Raw genomic sequence first — 16388 nt, 5'->3', positions numbered from 1 at the left:
GGGCCTTCGTTGCCTTTTTGCCCACGCTTTCTCTTTCTGATCCTTTGATTGTAATTGATTTCATTATCTAAGTTTAATTAATATTTACATTAAAAATTTGGAAGAAATTGAGGTGTTGTGATGAACTCTGTGCATAACATCTGCAAACAGCTCAGCACAACTCAAAACTCTTATTTTTCCACTTTCTTTTTTGATAGGGATAGAATCTGTAACGATCAATTCTAACAATTGTGACTTTTCTATTTTTTCATAGGCATTACCTGATAATAAAGCGTGGGTGGTAATAGCCCTTACACTTTTGGCTCCCCGTTCCATCATAAGATCGGCAGCTTTGGTTAATGTCCCGGCGGTATCCACCATATCATCTACCAGTACTACATTTTTATCCCTTACATCGCCAATAAGTTCCATATGTGATATTACGTTGGCCTTTGATCTTTGTTTATAACAGATCACCACATCGGATTTGAGAGCTTTGGAATAGGCATAGGCCCTTTTTGAGCCACCCATATCTGGAGAGGCAATGGTAAGGTTGTCTAAATTAAGGCCTTTCAGATAAGGAAGGAACAATGTTGACGCAAACAAATGGTCTACTGGTTTTTCAAAGAATCCCTGTATCTGATCTGCATGCAGGTCCATAGTAACTATCCGTGTTGCCCCGGCAGCCTCTAACATCTTGGCTATCAGTTTAGCAGCGATAGGAACTCTTGGTTTATCCTTTCTGTCTTGCCTGGCCCAACCATAATAAGGAATTACAGCGGTAATATGCCTGGCTGATGCCCGCTTTGCAGCATCTAACATTAGCAGCATTTCCATAAGATTTTCAGAACTTGGATTGGTAGAACCTATTACAAAAATTCTTGTCCCGCGAATAGACTCTTCATATGAAGGTTGAAACTCCCCGTCGCTAAAATGAGAAAACAAAACATTACCCAAATCCGTGCCATAAGACCTGGCAATTTTTTTACCTAATTCCATACTCTGGGTACAGGCAAAAATCTTTGGTTCTGGTACTTGATAAGCCATGGTTAATCTCTTGTTTACTAGTTTCTTAAAACCCCTGATTCTTAAGGAGGTGCAAATTTAAAAATTTATTTGGGTTGCTAAAGGATAAATGTGGGTTATTTTAGTTTTTCAACCGAAATAATTTTTTAGATTTGCAATCCCTTTGCCTCGGTGGCGGAACTGGTAGACGCGCTGGATTCAAAATCCAGTGTCTTTGGACGTGTGGGTTCGATTCCCACCCGAGGTACGGATAAACCACGATTAGGTGGAAATTCAAGCGAGTTTCAAAAATGGAGCTCGCTTTTTTTTTGAAGTGATGCTTTGTGTTTCCTATTGTGGTTTTCAAAACGACCTAGAAGGGAAGAATTACAGAGTAATTCAATCCCACCCGAGGTACTAAGCCTTCAGTATTTTCTGGAGGCTTTGTACTTTTTACTATGATTTACGTCTATGCCCTTCGCAGTTTTATCGCTTACAAATAACTAACAAAAAATCTAAAATTAAACCTTAAAAGCAAGGTATTAATCTATATCTCCTTTGGAAAATTTCTATACCTATCTAAGTTGTCACCATATTTAAAGACGGGTACTCTTCTACGCTATTGATATCGTTATCGCAAGCAGTAAAAGCGAGAACAATTCCGAAAATTGTAAAAATAGCCCCCCATTTTACGCTGGATTTAGAATGTGTTAAATTTAATTCTTTGACGACATTCATATACTTAGCTTTTATTATTGTGCTTACTCTATTCGGTTTTCAGCTTTCTTGTTTAGTCCTACAAATGTCAATTCTCAATCTGTTAAATCGTTTCGTTAGAAACTGTTGTCCTGACATTGCAAGAAACGGTTTGAATAAATGCCTGTTTCAATGGTGTTTCTTTTTTGTTGTAGGCAGTTTTTTAATTATACCTTAATTTCATAGATTCTGGATTCTTCTCCCCAAGGATGATATCCTTGTCCGATATATTTAAAGCCATATTTCTCATAATATCCTATATGTTCGGTACATAGATATAAATATTCAAACCCTGCCATTTTTGTATCCATTTTTGCTTTATCTATTAGCATAGAGCCATACGCCTTACCCCTGAGCTTTTCTTCAATGAATATTCCACAGATCCATGGGTATAAATCTCCTCTGCTAATAAAATCATTGGTTATAAGTCCGGCACAACCGATTATTTCATCTTCTTTTTTTAATAAATACCATTGTGGTAGACTATCCCTAGCGTCAATACTGTGACTTATACAATCTTCATATATTTTTGGCATTACACTAGGCCAACTCCTTTGGAAATACCCTATTGCCCGGTCTTTGTGGTCAGGATTTTCTCTTATCGATATTATTTCCATCATCTTCTTTATTTAACTATTTGTTTTACGACCAATTAAGTCACGGTTTCTACATGCTAATACGCCCCCTATTTCCAAATTTCAAAAATAAAAAGTGTTGCATTTACTCAACTCCACCCATGAACCCTAATACATTTTTGGCAGCTATAGCACCTTTACTCAACGCCTTTTTAATATCAACAGACCTATACCATTCTATAGCAAAAGCTGCTTGAAAAGCATCACCACAACCAGTAGTATCAATAATTTCATCAACGTCAATTGCATCTTGAAAATGTGACAATTTATCATAGAAAGCGACACTTCCTTTTGATCCTAGTGTAGCAACAATCATTTTTCCTGATTTCATTGCTAAAGCATTTAAGCTGGCCAGCATTTCCTCATTTGCACTGATAAATGTGATATCAATAGAATCAATCATTTGTTCAATGAAATCCAAAGTGAAGTAGTCCAAGAAATCAATGATCACTAATTGATCCTTTCGTCTTTTCAGCAGTTCCTTCAAATTCGGATCGCCTGCAGGCATGGCTATTATATCAGAACTTTCCAGAAGCTGCCAATCATTTTCAGATAATCGGAAAACATCAAATGCTCCACCATTCCAACTATCGGCTTTAAAATACCTATCGCCTTGTTGATTAATGAATATCTTATTGGAAGCTGTGGCTTTATCAATTCGGTACAAATGTGACCTGGGGATTTCGCAATTATCAAGATGCTGCTCAATTCTTACGCCATGCCTATCGTTGCCCACAGCACCAATAATAGATACATTGCTTATTCCTGAAAGTTTGCACTGGGTGGCAAAATTCAGAGAGTTACCTCCCACATAAATCTTGTCCAGTTCAGGATATATGTCAACACAACATGAAGTCAACGCTGTAATTTTCATTTAAGACAATTGGTTAGAATAAGGAATCAGAAAAAGTTGCAGTAGGCTTATATAAATGTTTTTCTCTTATCAATCGTTTTCTGGTTAATTGCATACAATGGTTTGTGTATGAAACGTAGCATTTTGATTAGCGCAAACTATTCGGATAGCGTAAATGTATTAAAAAAGCGCAAGCTATAATGACATGCGCTTAATTGGCTATTTTCTATATACTTTGCCAACAAACGTTTTTTATTTGATCTTTTTGAAATTAATTCCATCATATTTAAGGTTGGATATTTTATTATTTTCTATAAAGAATTGAATAATTTGACCACTTCCCGGAATTAATTCTACTCTAATTGATTCTTTATTTTTAAATGGAGTTGACACACATTGTAAATTTCCTATAGAGACTTTTAAAGCAGAGGGAGTTTCCTGAACAGTCAAAATTCCGTATTCATCAGATTCATATGATCCCGAATAGTCTGAAAGGGGTAAAGACAGCATTCTGGGACGATTATTTCTTTCAACTATACTAGCATTTATCATTTTTCTACCTTGATTTAATCTTTCTGTAAAAGTATTTATCTCTTTATCATAATCATCCCATCCTTTTTTTTCTAATAAATAATCATAAATAAAGGTGGCAATTAGATGCATCAGTTTATTTCCTGCCACAGCCTCATTGGCGATGACAGCTACTCCAATCTGTTTATCAGGCATAAAAGAGACATGTGTTGAAAATCCTGCAAATCCGCCAAAATGATGAATAACCTTATTGCCTTCATAGTTTCCATGTAACCATCCAAAACCATAACCAGTTGGTTGAAATAAACGTTCTGATTCTGATATATTAACCAATTCTTTCTGAGAGGACAGCATCATGATTTCTGGAAATATTTGCTTTCCATTTAATTTACCCTTTCCGACTTGGATTTTTAGCCATTTGGCCATATCATCAGGAGTAATGATCAAACCACCAGCGGCATGCATCGTATTGTCTTTCTTTTCAAGAGTTATTCTGCTTACCGAATCAAGAACTATGTACGGTCTTGCCAATAACCACTTCTCTTTTTCAGCTCGAGATATAAAAGCTGTAGTATGATTCATTCCTGCAGGGTCAAATATTTTTTCCTGCATCCAGTTTTGCCAAGATTTATCCGTTATTTTTTCCAAAATTATAGCATAGATATTGTAACCAATATTAGTGTATTCATAATTGCCATAACCTGTCTTGTTAGACTTAGAATATCTCATCAATTCAAGAAGGGTTGATTGATCATGTTCTCCGGAGAATGCAACACGCCAACCAATGGGATCATTCTCAAGACCGGAAGTGTGAGTTAACAAATCTCTAACTTTTATATTAGCAAGATTAAGATTGTAATCTATTTCTAAATCGGGAAAGTACTTCTTAAGTGGATCGTCTAATTTTAAGATCCCTTCATCATTCATTATGACCGCCAAAAGAGCAGTAAACGATTTGGTAGCCGATGCTATATAATAACTGGTATTGCTGTTTGCGATCAATTGATTTTCAAAATCTGCGTAGCCATACCCTTCTTTTAAAATCGTTTCGTTTCCTTGTGTTACAATAACTGCAAATCCGGGAATCCCTAATTTATTAATGGTCTTTTCGAAATGTTGTTTTGCTTCTTTTTGAAAATTTATGTTTGCTCCTTCTTGACCTAAAGCGATTGAGGTCGTTAACAGGTTGAATACAATAAAGACTAACTTAATTTTGTTTAATAGCATCATATAGTTTTTACATATGACGACGATATTTAGTTAGAGGTTACAAATTATGTTTGCTAGCGGTTTCGTGTATGAAACGCAGCAAGTGAAAACACACTTCATTTTCGTCCCGATAGCTCCTTCTCCATAGTAGTACGAAGGAAAAGCTATTTGGATAATACAGAGCCGAATTTTTAAATTTGATTTTATCTTTTCTATTTTAAGAGCCAAATTAGCACATTTCGCTATCGCGTAATATCCTATTTGGCGGTTTTTACAAACACCCATGAACCTTTAGATTAAACAATTACTAGATATGTTTTATACACCGTGTTGGCATTTCGTTGTTTTTTAAAATCGTAAGAGCGTAACTCATCAGTTCGGCAAACTTTCCTTATAAGACTACTGGTAAATTCTTATGTAGTCTATTTCCATCGAACTTTCAACGAAAGCTGAATCAATATCAGGTTCTACTGCTATATTAAATAAAATATATTGGTCAGAATCATACGGCCATGTGTCGGAATTTTTAATAGATGGGTTATAAACATAATGTTCGGCACCATCAACCCTAAAAACAATTTTCTCATCAGTCCATTCCATAGAATATATGTGAAATTGATCTGATACATTCTCTACATTTTGACCTCCAATATTTTCTACTTTATCTCCATAACTTGATGTGTTATGTACTGCGCTCTGTACATAATTGGGGTTTTTCCCCCAATGCTCCAGAATATCGATCTCACCACATGCAGGCCAATTAGTAGTTCCATAGCCTTGATTATCCCAATAAGCCCCATCCTCATCTATATTCTTACTCAACATCCAAATAGCTGGCCAAGTACCTATACCAGTTGGTAGTTTTGCACGAACCTCCACCCGTCCATAGGTAAAAGCAAATTTTGAATTTAATCTAGCAGATGTGTACTGCTTTATTTCACCCTGGTCATCAAATATTTCTTTTTTTGCAACAAGGTTTAATAGTCCATTTTTCAAATTAGAATTATCTTCTCGGTTAGTGTAATGTTGAATCAATCCGCCAAACCAATTTCCTCCTGTCGGAAGCTGCGTTTGATGGAACCAATTCTCTGGATTAACTGCCCCATTGCCATTAAACTCATCTGACCATATTAAAGTATTAAATTCAGGGCCATTACTCTTGGAATCATCTTGAACGGTTTTAACCTGATTGTAAATTAGGTATGAAAGGAGAATTAATCCGGCAATTATGGCAATATAAGAAAGTGTTTGTTTTATCATTATTAAATTCAATTTTCTAGTTTTTGAGTGTTCTCCAACAATTGGTGTATGGTGTCTTGGCATCCCTTAGGCGGCTATGAACTATAAACATTGTTATAACCATTTTCATTTATCAAACTCCATTTTGATGTTTCCTTACTTACTTCGTAAATGAACAGTTTGAATAGCCCTAGGTGCAATTTGCATCTCATAAATATTAGATTCCAGGGTTATCGATATTTCATGGACTTCTTCGTTTCTGTTAAAAACCACCACAGCAATTGAACCGTCGGGGTTTTTTGCAGCTGTATAGATGAGACCCTCTATTTCTTCGGCTTCCAATCCTATTCTGTGGGCACTTGGGCGGATGAACTTGCTAAAGTGACTTAATAAATAATAGAGTGGTGTATAAATCACCTTGTCAGTAACAGGGTTGATAAGCACTGGTGCGCTATTAAAATTGTCATAGGGATTTGGTTGACCCTGATTGCTAAGAATGATGCACCACTCGATGTATCCCTGAGCTCCGTGATTCAAATCTGAAATTATATCAAAAGCGTAAGTGTTGAATGGCACAAAAGTACCCGCATAGTCTGTACTCTCTCTCCAATATTGACCAATCGGATCATCGGCATCAATATCTATGCTCGATTCGGAATGAATCATCCCCTTGTCTGGCCAAGTTGACTGTAACTCGTCTAATTCTTCTGCATACCAGTTGTTTTCTTCCAGCTGAGAGTTTGCATACCAATGAAAGGCGGTACCCCATGCGTATTTAGAAGCTTCAGGGTCTTTGTATGTGGGAGCAACATAATCGTTCATGGTAGACTTATTGTGATCATAGATCAATACACGCAATCCGGCATCCAAGTCATCAAGATTTAGATGACCATCCTGTACCAGCTGAGGACCAAGGTGATCTCGCAAAAAATCTCTACCCTGTTCGGGAGTTAACCCATTACTATCCCAGCGAGCATCATGCGCATGCAGTGGCTCGTTCTGAGGAGTAATTCCCCAGAGGGCAATTCCCTCCTCGGCATAGGCGCTTACATATTTCGATAAGTATTTTGCCCAAATTCCGTAATATTTAGGAAGTAAGGTGCCATTTGTCATCTCAGCAGTTTCTCCTATTTTCATCCAGGAAGGGGGGCTCCAAGGCGAAGCGATAATCTTGAAGTTTGCTCCGGGAATGCTGGATGCTTCTAAAATCATTGGGATAATGTCATAACTGGGTTCAACGAGATCAATACCACGTACCTGATGGTTTTCGTCACCTGAAAATCCTTTCAAGTCTTCATAAACACTGAAAGTAGAAAGGTCTTCATCACCATCTTCAACGTATGTGTAGTGATTGTTGGAATAATCGCTGCTGTTAATATGAGTTCGCATGAGGGTGAAACCAGCCCCTTCTGTTGGGCTGAATAAGTTGGTTAACACCTCTTTGCGTAAATCAACGGGAATAGTAGCCAGATTCCATGCTGATGATTCGGTAAAGGAAGCACCAAATCCATAATACTTTTGAAGTTCTACTTCAGGGAGAAGACGTATAGAGACTTTCTTTCTTTCTATGGTAGGTGTTTCAACCTGATCGGTTGAAATTAATTTGAGGTTGTCACCAGCATGCGACGTTTGATAAACATCGGCTACATAATCTTCATAAGCACTTTTAGGTGTGCAGCTGACAAATACAACAGATATGACCAGAACCAGCAATCGTATAAACTGTGAAAGAGGTGATCGGGAAATTTGAAAAATTGTTTGGTCTATCATAATTATTTACTCTATTGTATATACTGTTCAGATTATTAATTCTTGAGGCAGGTATCGTGTTAGTGAGAAAGTTTATAATTATCAGTGTCAAAAGTAGAACTTGAATTTATCTATTCGTGGCTACAATGGGATAGCATCATTGATGATATCCTACTTATGTGTACTAAGATAATATTTCTTTGATTTTAACAAAGTTTCCGCCCTCCGAGTTACTTAAAATCTCTTAAATTCTTTAAAAATTTCTAAATTATTGATCCTGTTAGTCATCAGGATGAAAAATATCGTGGTCCTAAGGCAAAAAGTTGTCCTTTTTTTCTATTTCTATTTCTATCTTGTGAAATAATCTTTAACTTGTTACCGTATTAATCAATTAAACCTAGATACAATGAAGTTAATAGATAGCGAAATAGACCATTATTGGGTTCATTTTCAAGCCGGAGGAGCCGACAAGAATCGTGTTTACCCGCGTGCACTCGTAAGATGTTATAATCATGAGGATTTTGTTGTTCAGATAAACTTCTATCCTGATAACAAAAGCGTGCCTGAAAATAGTTACGATAAAAGAAATAAATTAGTGTATTTGCGCTATCCTATTTCAATGTATCCAAATATTATTGATATTTTGAGAAATGAAAAACCAATTTATTTTAGTTATTCTTTAAACTTGAATATGGGCTTTATCAGAACTGGTAAAGAGCCTATAGGAGAAGGAGATGCCGATGCTGATTTCCAATAAACCTGTTTTTAGGCATTTCACTTTTCAATTGATTATTGGTATATAGTAATCGTTAATTTCCGGTAAATATTAAAGAGCATACATTAATATTAATTCCAAATCAATAGTTTGCTAAAAATGTATTAACCCGCCGGGATTTCCCGGTGGGTTTTTTAGTTTAAAATTTAAACACTTTACAGAGGGGCTTCTAAGGATATAATTCAGGCGCTGTTTATCTATAAAGTGTACCCCCTAATTCCATGCACAAATTTTTAAGCCCGAAGTTGCTTCAGGCTGGTAGATCATTTGGGTGAATTTCAGCCTGCTTAACTATGCCTATAACTAAAATATATAAATAATGGTAAATCAGGTATTTTATTGGCAAGTTATCCGGCAGTACTCTTTTCCTGTTTTGTAATTTCCTTTGTCATCCTCATAATATATTCCTTTTAAAACCACTTTTTCTTTTTTGGCCTTGTTGATCGGTTTTATAGGGTTATTCACCCATTAGATGCAATATGGTAAAATTCGTTAATCTACTATTTTTATAGCTTTGCGTTAGTGAGAATGCATTTTATCAAATAAATATGTTTTTAACCTATAATTTGAAATTAGAATTGATAAAAGCCACAATTTGGGAGCATATTAATTTTTAAGATTTGGGATATGAAAACAGCTTTACTTATTAAAGAAATCTATCTAGAAGGTTTCAGGAATTTGGGAAATATTATTGTACAGAAGTATTTTAAGGCATTCGCCTGGTTCAGTTTTATTATGTTTTTTGTGGTCCTTTATGCCTTTATTTTCAGAGTGTATACAGGATTCGCATTTGATTAATTATTAACTCAAAATAAAATACTATGGCTCAAAGACATAAAGGAACTAGTCTAATCGACTTTTTTGTTGCTGCAGGATGTCTGTTTATTTCTGTGATGATGTTTATGATAATGACAGCTGCAGGAGTGCAATAATCCCTCCTTTGCCCTTGTGGGCTTCGGAGGATAAGATCTCTCCTTTGCCCTTACGGGCTTCGATGGACAAGATCGCGCCTCCGCTCTCACGAGCCAGGGGTAGATTAAATAAAAAAGGCATTAAATAACCAACCTAAATAATAATTAATCCCTGTAAGGATAGTCCTTGCAGGGATTTTTGTTGCTACTCCTCATACTTTCCTTAAAAATCCCTCTTTAAAGGCTAACCCATAGAAATTGTGCATTTTATCAGGGAATTTGGTTCCCTTGGCTAAAAGAGCGGCAAAAAACTAAACTTAGAACGGCTTTTGAAGTCTTATTAGTAAATTCTAAAATAAGAGCTATGAAAACGATGGTATTACTTAAGGAAATTTATTTGGAAGGATTCAGGAATATAGGAACCCTTATTGTACAAAACTATTTTAAACTTTTTGCGTGGTTTAGCTTTGCAATGTTCTTAATTGCACTCTATGCACTTATCTTTAGGGTGTCTACGGGATTTGCCTTTGACTAGTGCATGGAGAAAATCGGCTAAAATGATTTGAAATAAATATGGAAAAAATCCAAAGAATAGGAAATATTCCATAACTTAGCTGTCCTTTTAGACAGTTATGCAAAAGACCATTCTTCATCTGGATCTGGATACTTTTTTTGTATCCGTAGAGCGGCTCATTAATTCCGAGTTGCAAAACAAACCCCTGCTGGTAGGTGGTACCAGCGACAGGGGGGTGGTGGCTGCCTGCAGCTACGAGACCCGGGGTTTTGGCATACATTCCGGGATGCCCATGAAAATGGCACGGGAACTTTGCCCTGAAGCCGTTGTCATCCGCGGTAACGCAGGCACATACAGCAAGCACTCCGATCTGGTCACCGAAATCATCAAAGAACAGGTCCCCGTTTTTGAGAAATCGAGTATAGACGAGTTCTACGCGGACCTCTCCGGGATGGACCGCTTTTTTGGCTGCTACCATTACGCCTCTGAATTGCGGAAAATGATCATTAAAGAAACCGGGCTCCCCATTTCCTTCGGGCTGTCTGTAAACAAAGTAGTCTCTAAAGTAGCCACTAACGAGGCCAAACCCAACAACCAGCTGAAAGTAGATTTTGGCTATGAAAAACCCTTTCTGGCCCCGCTTTCTATCAAAAAGATCCCTATGGTGGGCGACAAAACCTACCAGACGCTTAGAAACCTGGGACTCAGAAAAGTAAAAACCGTACAGGAAATGCCTATGGATCTTATGCGACGCGTACTGGGGGCAAACGGCGCTGTCATCTGGAAACGGGCCAATGGGGTAGACAACTCCCCTGTGATCCCTTTTTGCGAGCGTAAGTCCATTTCTACAGAACGCACCTTTGACCGCGATACCATAGATGTTAGTAAACTAAAAGGCATCCTTATAGCCATGACAGAGAACCTGGCTTACCAGCTCCGCAGGGGGGAAAAGCTTACCGCCTGCATTGCCGTCAAGATCAGGTATTCAGATTTTAACACCTATTCCAAACAAGTCCGGATCCCCTACACCAGTGCAGACCATATTCTTATTCCCAAAATCCTGGAGCTGTTCAGAGTCCTCTATAGCAGGCGTTTGCTGGTGAGACTTATAGGCATCCGCTTTAGCCATCTGGTGCCGGGAAATTACCAGATCAACCTGTTTGAAGATACCGAAGAAGCCCTGAACCTCTATACCGCAATGGATAACATCCGGGAGCGCTTTGGCGATAAAAGCGTGCTAAGAGCCTCCGGCCTTGGCGCTAAAACTATTGGCAGAATGCACAACCCCTTTAATGGCCAACCGCCTATAGTGCTGGCCCATAGAAAGCAGTGAAATGACAAATGACAAATCACAAATGACAAATCACAAAAAGAGAAAGAGATATGAATAGAATATATGATCTGGAACAAAGGACCTACTTATTTGCTAGAAACTGCCGCTTTTTTGTTAAAGCGTTACCCAAAAGTCTAAGCAATATTGAAGATGGAAGACAGCTGATAAGATCTTCGGGCTCTGTAGGTGCAAATTACATTGAAGCTAATGAGAAATTAGGGGATAGAGATCTTACAATGAGACTCAAAATAGCCAGGAAGGAAGCCAAAGAATCAGAGTATTGGCTTAGACTTTTAAAAGAGTTAAATGCTAATCATAAGGAAAGAACAAAAGAATTAATACGCGAAGCCTTTGAGCTAAAAAGTATACTGTCATCCATTATTAATAAGACTTCCAATAAAAAATGATCTCTTATAATTTGGCATTTGAGCTTTGAAATTTATTAACCATTCTCTTGGAATTTGATATTTGAATTTTGGAATTTATACAGCTATGTATTTAAACTGCCACAGCTACTACAGCCTCCGATACGGGACTTTTTCCGAAGTAGCCCTCTTAGAACTCGCCCGGGAAAACCAGGTGACCCAACTGGTACTTACAGATATCAACAATACTTCTGCAGGCCTGAACTTTGTCCGTAAAGCTCCGGAATACAACATTAAACCTATTTTAGGGATCGATTTCAGGAACGGGGCAGACCAGTGCTTTGTGGGCATAGCCAAAAACAATAAAGGCTACCAGGAACTAAACGCCTTCCTCTCTGCCCACCTCCACGAGGAAAAAGAAATCCCCCAAAGAGCCCCGAAGTTTAAACACGCCTACGTAATCTACCCATTTGAAAAGGTCCTGCTCAATGACCAGAGCGATTTCCGGGAACAGGAGTTTATAGGAATTTCGATCAGGGATCTAAGAAGGCTGCCCTTCTCCAGCTTAGTGGAAAAAAAAGACAAACTGCTGGTGCTGCAACCCGTTACCTTCAGGAATAAGCGCGACTTTAATGCGCACCGATTGCTCCGGGCCATAGATAAGAACGTGCTGTTAAGCAAGCTCTCCAAGGAAGAAGAGGCCAGCGAAGAGGAAAAAATGTTTCCTATTCAAAACCTGGCCGCGGCCTTTGCAGAATACCCATTTATTCTCGAAAACACAGAATGGCTGATGAATTCCTGCAGCATCCATTTTGATTTTTCCAAAAACCGAACTCCCCAGAATCTGCGGACCTATTTGGGAAGCAAAGAAGAAGATGAAAAACTCCTGGAGCAATTGTGCCAGGGTGGCCTCCCTTACCGCTATCCCGTGGTGGACCAACCTATTCGGGAGCGACTCCAAAAAGAGTTGGGCCTGATTAAAGAAAAGAACTTTGTCTCCTATTTTTTAATCAACTGGGACATTGTTTCCAAGGCCCGTGAAAAAGGGTTTTTCTATGTGGGGCGGGGTAGTGGCGCCAACAGTATTGTGGCCTATTTGCTTCGTATTACCGATGTAGACCCCATAGAACTCGACCTGTATTTTGAACGCTTTATTAACCTCTACCGGGCCAATCCGCCCGATTTTGATATCGATTTTTCATGGAGAGACCGGGAAGAGATTACCCAGTATATTTTCGACCGCTTTGATCATGTTACTCTTTTAGGCACCTATGTCACCTTTAAACATAAGGGCATTGTACGCGAGCTGGGAAAAGTCTTTGGCCTGCCAAAGGCAGAGATTGATGTTCTAAGTGATGGACACTACCAGCTATCCCAATTAGATGAGGTATCCCTGCTGGTATTAAAATACGGACAATTAATAAAAGGCTTTCCCAACTACCTCAGTATCCATGCGGGGGGGATCTTAATTACCCAAAGGCCCATCCACTATTTTTCAGCTACGCATCTGCCGCCAAAGGGCTTTGCCACCGCTATGTTTGATATGGTCATTGCCGAAGATGTAGGCCTCTATAAATTTGATATTTTGGGCCAGCGTGGCCTGGCAAAGATCAAGGAAACCCTGCAGATCCTGCAGCTTAATAATCTGGAGGAGTTTGAAAAAATCGACATCCATAATATCAAAAGATTTAAGGAAGATCCCCGTATTAACCAGCTGATAAAAACCGCCCAGTGTATGGGGTGCTTTTACGTAGAATCGCCTGCCATGCGGATGCTGCTAAAAAAGCTGGAGGTAGATAATTATTTGGGTTTGGTAGCGGCAAGTTCCATTATCCGCCCCGGGGTGGCCAAGAGCGGGATGATGCGCGAATACATCCTGCGGCATCGCGAAGAGGGCAGGGCGGAGGAGAAGGGTCACCCGGTAATGCTAAATATTATGCCTGAGACTTATGGTATTATGGTCTACCAGGAAGACGTGATAAAAGTGGCTCACTATTTTGCCGGACTTACCCTTGGGGAGGCCGATGTATTGCGAAGGGGCATGAGTGGAAAATTCCGTTCCCGGGAAGAGTTCCAGAAGGTGCAGGACAAGTTCATGGACAACTGCCGCAATAAAGGTTATGAAGAAGGGCTGATTTCGGAAATCTGGCACCAGGTAGCCAGTTTTGCCGGTTATGCTTTTGCCAAGGGGCACTCTGCTTCCTATGCCGTGGAGAGTTACCAGACCCTGTTTTTAAGGGCTTATTACCCCCTGGAATATCTGGTGGCGGTGCTTAACAATGGGGGTGGTTTTTACCGTTCCGAGTTTTATGTGCACGAAGCCCGGATGATGGGTGCAAGCATACATGCGCCGTGTATAAACAAGAGTTTTGCGGTAAACTGCATTTATGGGACAGACATTTATCTGGGTTATATGTATCTAAAAGAGCTGGAGAGCAGGGTAATGGAGCGTATTTTAAAAGAGAGGCAGCTGCACGGGGTCTTTAATTCTTTGGCAGGTTTTTTAGACCGGGTACCAATTTCCATAGAGCAGCTGAGTATCCTTATTCGTATAAACGCGTTTAGGTTTACAAAAATTAACAAGCACAAATTGTTGTGGGAAGCGCATTTGTTTCTTTCCAAAGGCACTATAGTAGATCACCCCAAATTGTTCCCGCCTACCCACCAAAAATTTAGGATTCCACGCCTGCATACCACAGATATGGAGATGGCCTTTACCCAATTAGAGCTACTGGGGTTTTGCCTCTGTTCCCCTTTTCATTTGTTAAAGGAACCCCCTAAAAACACAAATGGCAGCAGGGATTTGGAGCGGTATTTAAAGAAGAATATAGATATCTATGGCTACCTGGTTACCGTTAAGAATACAAATACGCATAATGGCAAACGCATGCATTTTGCCACCTGTGTAGACCAGCATGGGGAGGTGTTTGATACGGTCCTTTTCCCCCCTGTGGCCGCCAAATACTATTTCAGGGGCAGGGGCATTTACAGGTTTTACGGCAGGGTGGTAAGTGAGTTTGGCTTTTTAAGTATAGAGACCATAAAGATGCAAAAGCAGGAAGTGATCCAGGATCCCAGGTATGCCGATATGAAGACCGCCAATAAAAGACTGTTGATAACTCCCAAAAAACAGGGTTAGTGAAAACGGATACAATTGTTACATTGCAGTTTAACAAATCTTCGTAAGCCTTTGAGAGTTAAATGATCCAAAAACTAAATTCTAAAAACCAAAACGTAGCTGAAACCATCCGCTCCGTTTTTCAGGCCTCCTATGCTATAGAAGCCAAACTTTTAAAAGCTACAGATTTTCCACCCCTTAAAAGAACAGCAGAGGAATTTTTAGATAGTAAAAATGCGTTTTACGGCTTTTATAAAGAAGAAAAATTGGCAGGTGTGGTGGAGGTAAAAGCAGAAGAAAAAAACACCCATATCCAAAGTCTGGTGGTGCACCCCAATTTTTTTCGGCAAGGGATAGCCAGTACCCTGGTGCAATTTGTACTGGAGACCTATACAACAAAAACTATTACCGTAGAAACCGGCCTGGCCAATGAACCGGCCAAAGACTTGTACTATGGTTTTCATTTTAAAAAAGTAAGGGAATATGATACCACCAATGGCATTCGCAAAATTGCTTTTTTGATGCGAAGAGGTTAGGTGGTTAGCGCCCAGGGGAACTAAGAGTAAAGATCTTAACTGTACGAGTTTACGGAGTTGATATCTTTTATGGCAATGGACAGGGGGCGACTTTTATCATGTTTCCCGTAAAGTTTGGGAGTAACTCAAATAAGTAATTTTATGCCCTTTTTTTGTTTTTCACGAATATTAATTTATGTCGACTTTTAGAGCTTTCTCTTTGTTCTATCTCAAATTTTCCAATTGATTTAATTAACGGAGTCAATTTCTGGAAACCGTAGTTTCTGGGATCAAAATTGGGTTGTTTCTTCTGTAACAAACTGCCGACATCTCCCAGGAAAGCCCATCCATCGTCATCAGATAAATCGTTAATAGTTGTGGCAATTAATTTAATTTCTTTTGAAGTAATTTTATCGACTGTGTCCTTAGATGAAGTTTTTTCATTTTCAACTTCTGTCTCTTTAGATTGGTTTTTCAGAATTTCTATGTATACAAATTTGTCACATGCTACAATAAATGGATTTGGTGTCTTTTTTTCTCCGATTCCAATTACTTGCATTCCAGCTTCTCTTAGTCGGGTTGCTAAGCGGGTAAAATCGCTATCACTGGATACCAGACAGAAGCCATGTACTTTTTCCGAATACAAAATATCCATAGCATCAATTATCATTGCAGAATCTGTGGCATTCTTGCCTGTTGTATATCCATATTGCTGAATTGGAGTTATTGCATTCTCAAGTAGCAGGTTTTTCCATTTTGACAAATGCGGTCTGGTCCAGTCACCATAAATCCTTTTTATCGTCGGGTTTCCGTATTTCGCTATTTCTTCCATCATCTCTTTTATATATGCTGATGGAATATTATCCCCGTCAATTAACACGGCTAAGTTGAAATTCATTTT

General features: G+C 38.8%; 14 protein-coding genes, 1 tRNA gene and 1 pseudogene. 8 read left to right on the top strand and 8 right to left on the bottom strand.

The annotated features are described in order from the left end of the window. Both Q0X66_RS03275 and Q0X66_RS03270 read right to left on the bottom strand, forming a co-directional pair. A pseudogene (locus tag Q0X66_RS03275) lies at window positions 1–64 on the bottom strand (50S ribosomal protein L25); the annotation flags it as partial. Window positions 65–84: 20 nt separating this feature from the next. Continuing rightward, a complete protein-coding gene (locus tag Q0X66_RS03270) occupies window positions 85–1026 on the bottom strand; it encodes a ribose-phosphate pyrophosphokinase (RefSeq protein WP_297703126.1) in 942 nt (313 codons plus the stop codon). A 144-nt stretch (window positions 1027–1170) separates the two neighbouring features. Between Q0X66_RS03270 and Q0X66_RS03265 the strand changes: the two genes are divergently transcribed. Then, window positions 1171–1252 (top strand) — tRNA-Leu (locus Q0X66_RS03265). Window positions 1253–1907: 655 nt separating this feature from the next. Here the strand turns inward: Q0X66_RS03265 and Q0X66_RS03260 are convergent. From Q0X66_RS03260 to Q0X66_RS03240, 5 genes are all read right to left on the bottom strand, one after another. Further along, a complete protein-coding gene (locus tag Q0X66_RS03260) occupies window positions 1908–2360 on the bottom strand; it encodes a GNAT family N-acetyltransferase (protein WP_297703124.1) in 453 nt (150 codons plus the stop codon). Window positions 2361–2460: 100 nt separating this feature from the next. Further along, window positions 2461–3249: a PfkB family carbohydrate kinase gene (locus Q0X66_RS03255; protein WP_297703122.1), complete on the bottom strand. Its 789-nt coding sequence runs from the start codon at window positions 3247–3249 to the stop codon at window positions 2461–2463. Between the two features lie 231 nt (window positions 3250–3480). Further along, complete coding sequence (locus tag Q0X66_RS03250) at window positions 3481–4989, bottom strand: serine hydrolase (RefSeq protein WP_297703120.1); 1509 nt, start codon at window positions 4987–4989, stop codon at window positions 3481–3483. Between the two features lie 378 nt (window positions 4990–5367). Then, a complete protein-coding gene (locus tag Q0X66_RS03245) occupies window positions 5368–6228 on the bottom strand; it encodes a glycoside hydrolase family 16 protein (protein ID WP_297703118.1) in 861 nt (286 codons plus the stop codon). Window positions 6229–6363: 135 nt separating this feature from the next. After that, a complete protein-coding gene (locus Q0X66_RS03240) occupies window positions 6364–7977 on the bottom strand; it encodes a glycoside hydrolase family 30 protein (protein ID WP_297703116.1) in 1614 nt (537 codons plus the stop codon). 385 nt (window positions 7978–8362) lie between these two features. On the opposite strand from Q0X66_RS03240, the gene Q0X66_RS03235 reads away from it, so the two are divergent. The 7 genes from Q0X66_RS03235 to Q0X66_RS03205 all read left to right on the top strand — a co-directional run bounded on the left by Q0X66_RS03235 (window position 8363) and on the right by Q0X66_RS03205 (window position 15508). After that, window positions 8363–8713: a hypothetical protein gene (locus Q0X66_RS03235; protein WP_297703114.1), complete on the top strand. Its 351-nt coding sequence runs from the start codon at window positions 8363–8365 to the stop codon at window positions 8711–8713. 645 nt (window positions 8714–9358) lie between these two features. Continuing rightward, window positions 9359–9529 carry a DUF6747 family protein gene (locus Q0X66_RS03230; protein ID WP_297691001.1) on the top strand — a complete coding sequence of 57 codons (171 nt, stop codon included), beginning with the start codon at window positions 9359–9361 and terminating at the stop codon, window positions 9527–9529. 477 nt (window positions 9530–10006) lie between these two features. After that, entirely contained in the window at window positions 10007–10177 is a 171-nt protein-coding gene (locus Q0X66_RS03225; RefSeq protein ID WP_297703112.1) for a DUF6747 family protein, read from the top strand. A 97-nt stretch (window positions 10178–10274) separates the two neighbouring features. Then, window positions 10275–11489, top strand: a complete 1215-nt coding sequence (locus tag Q0X66_RS03220) for a DNA polymerase IV (protein ID WP_297703110.1) — start codon at window positions 10275–10277, stop codon at window positions 11487–11489. Between the two features lie 50 nt (window positions 11490–11539). Then, the gene (locus Q0X66_RS03215; protein ID WP_297703108.1) at window positions 11540–11896 is read left to right on the top strand and encodes a four helix bundle protein; all 357 of its coding nucleotides are present in this window, start codon (window positions 11540–11542) and stop codon (window positions 11894–11896) included. A gap of 85 nt (window positions 11897–11981) precedes the next feature. Continuing rightward, window positions 11982–14993, top strand: coding sequence for a DNA polymerase III subunit alpha (gene dnaE, locus Q0X66_RS03210; RefSeq protein WP_297703106.1), 3012 nt, complete (start codon window positions 11982–11984; stop codon window positions 14991–14993). A 62-nt stretch (window positions 14994–15055) separates the two neighbouring features. Next, the gene (locus Q0X66_RS03205; protein WP_297703104.1) at window positions 15056–15508 is read left to right on the top strand and encodes a GNAT family N-acetyltransferase; all 453 of its coding nucleotides are present in this window, start codon (window positions 15056–15058) and stop codon (window positions 15506–15508) included. 139 nt (window positions 15509–15647) lie between these two features. Here Q0X66_RS03205 and Q0X66_RS03200 read toward each other — a convergent pair whose 3' ends face one another. Continuing rightward, window positions 15648–16385: an NYN domain-containing protein gene (locus tag Q0X66_RS03200; RefSeq protein ID WP_297703102.1), complete on the bottom strand. Its 738-nt coding sequence runs from the start codon at window positions 16383–16385 to the stop codon at window positions 15648–15650. Window positions 16386–16388: the final 3 nt, after the last annotated feature.

Source organism: uncultured Eudoraea sp. (assembly GCF_947260015.1).
Lineage (GTDB): Bacteria > Bacteroidota > Bacteroidia > Flavobacteriales > Flavobacteriaceae > Eudoraea.
The sequence above is the reverse complement of the archived record's forward strand: the minus strand, read 5'-3'. Positions and strand labels throughout refer to the sequence as shown.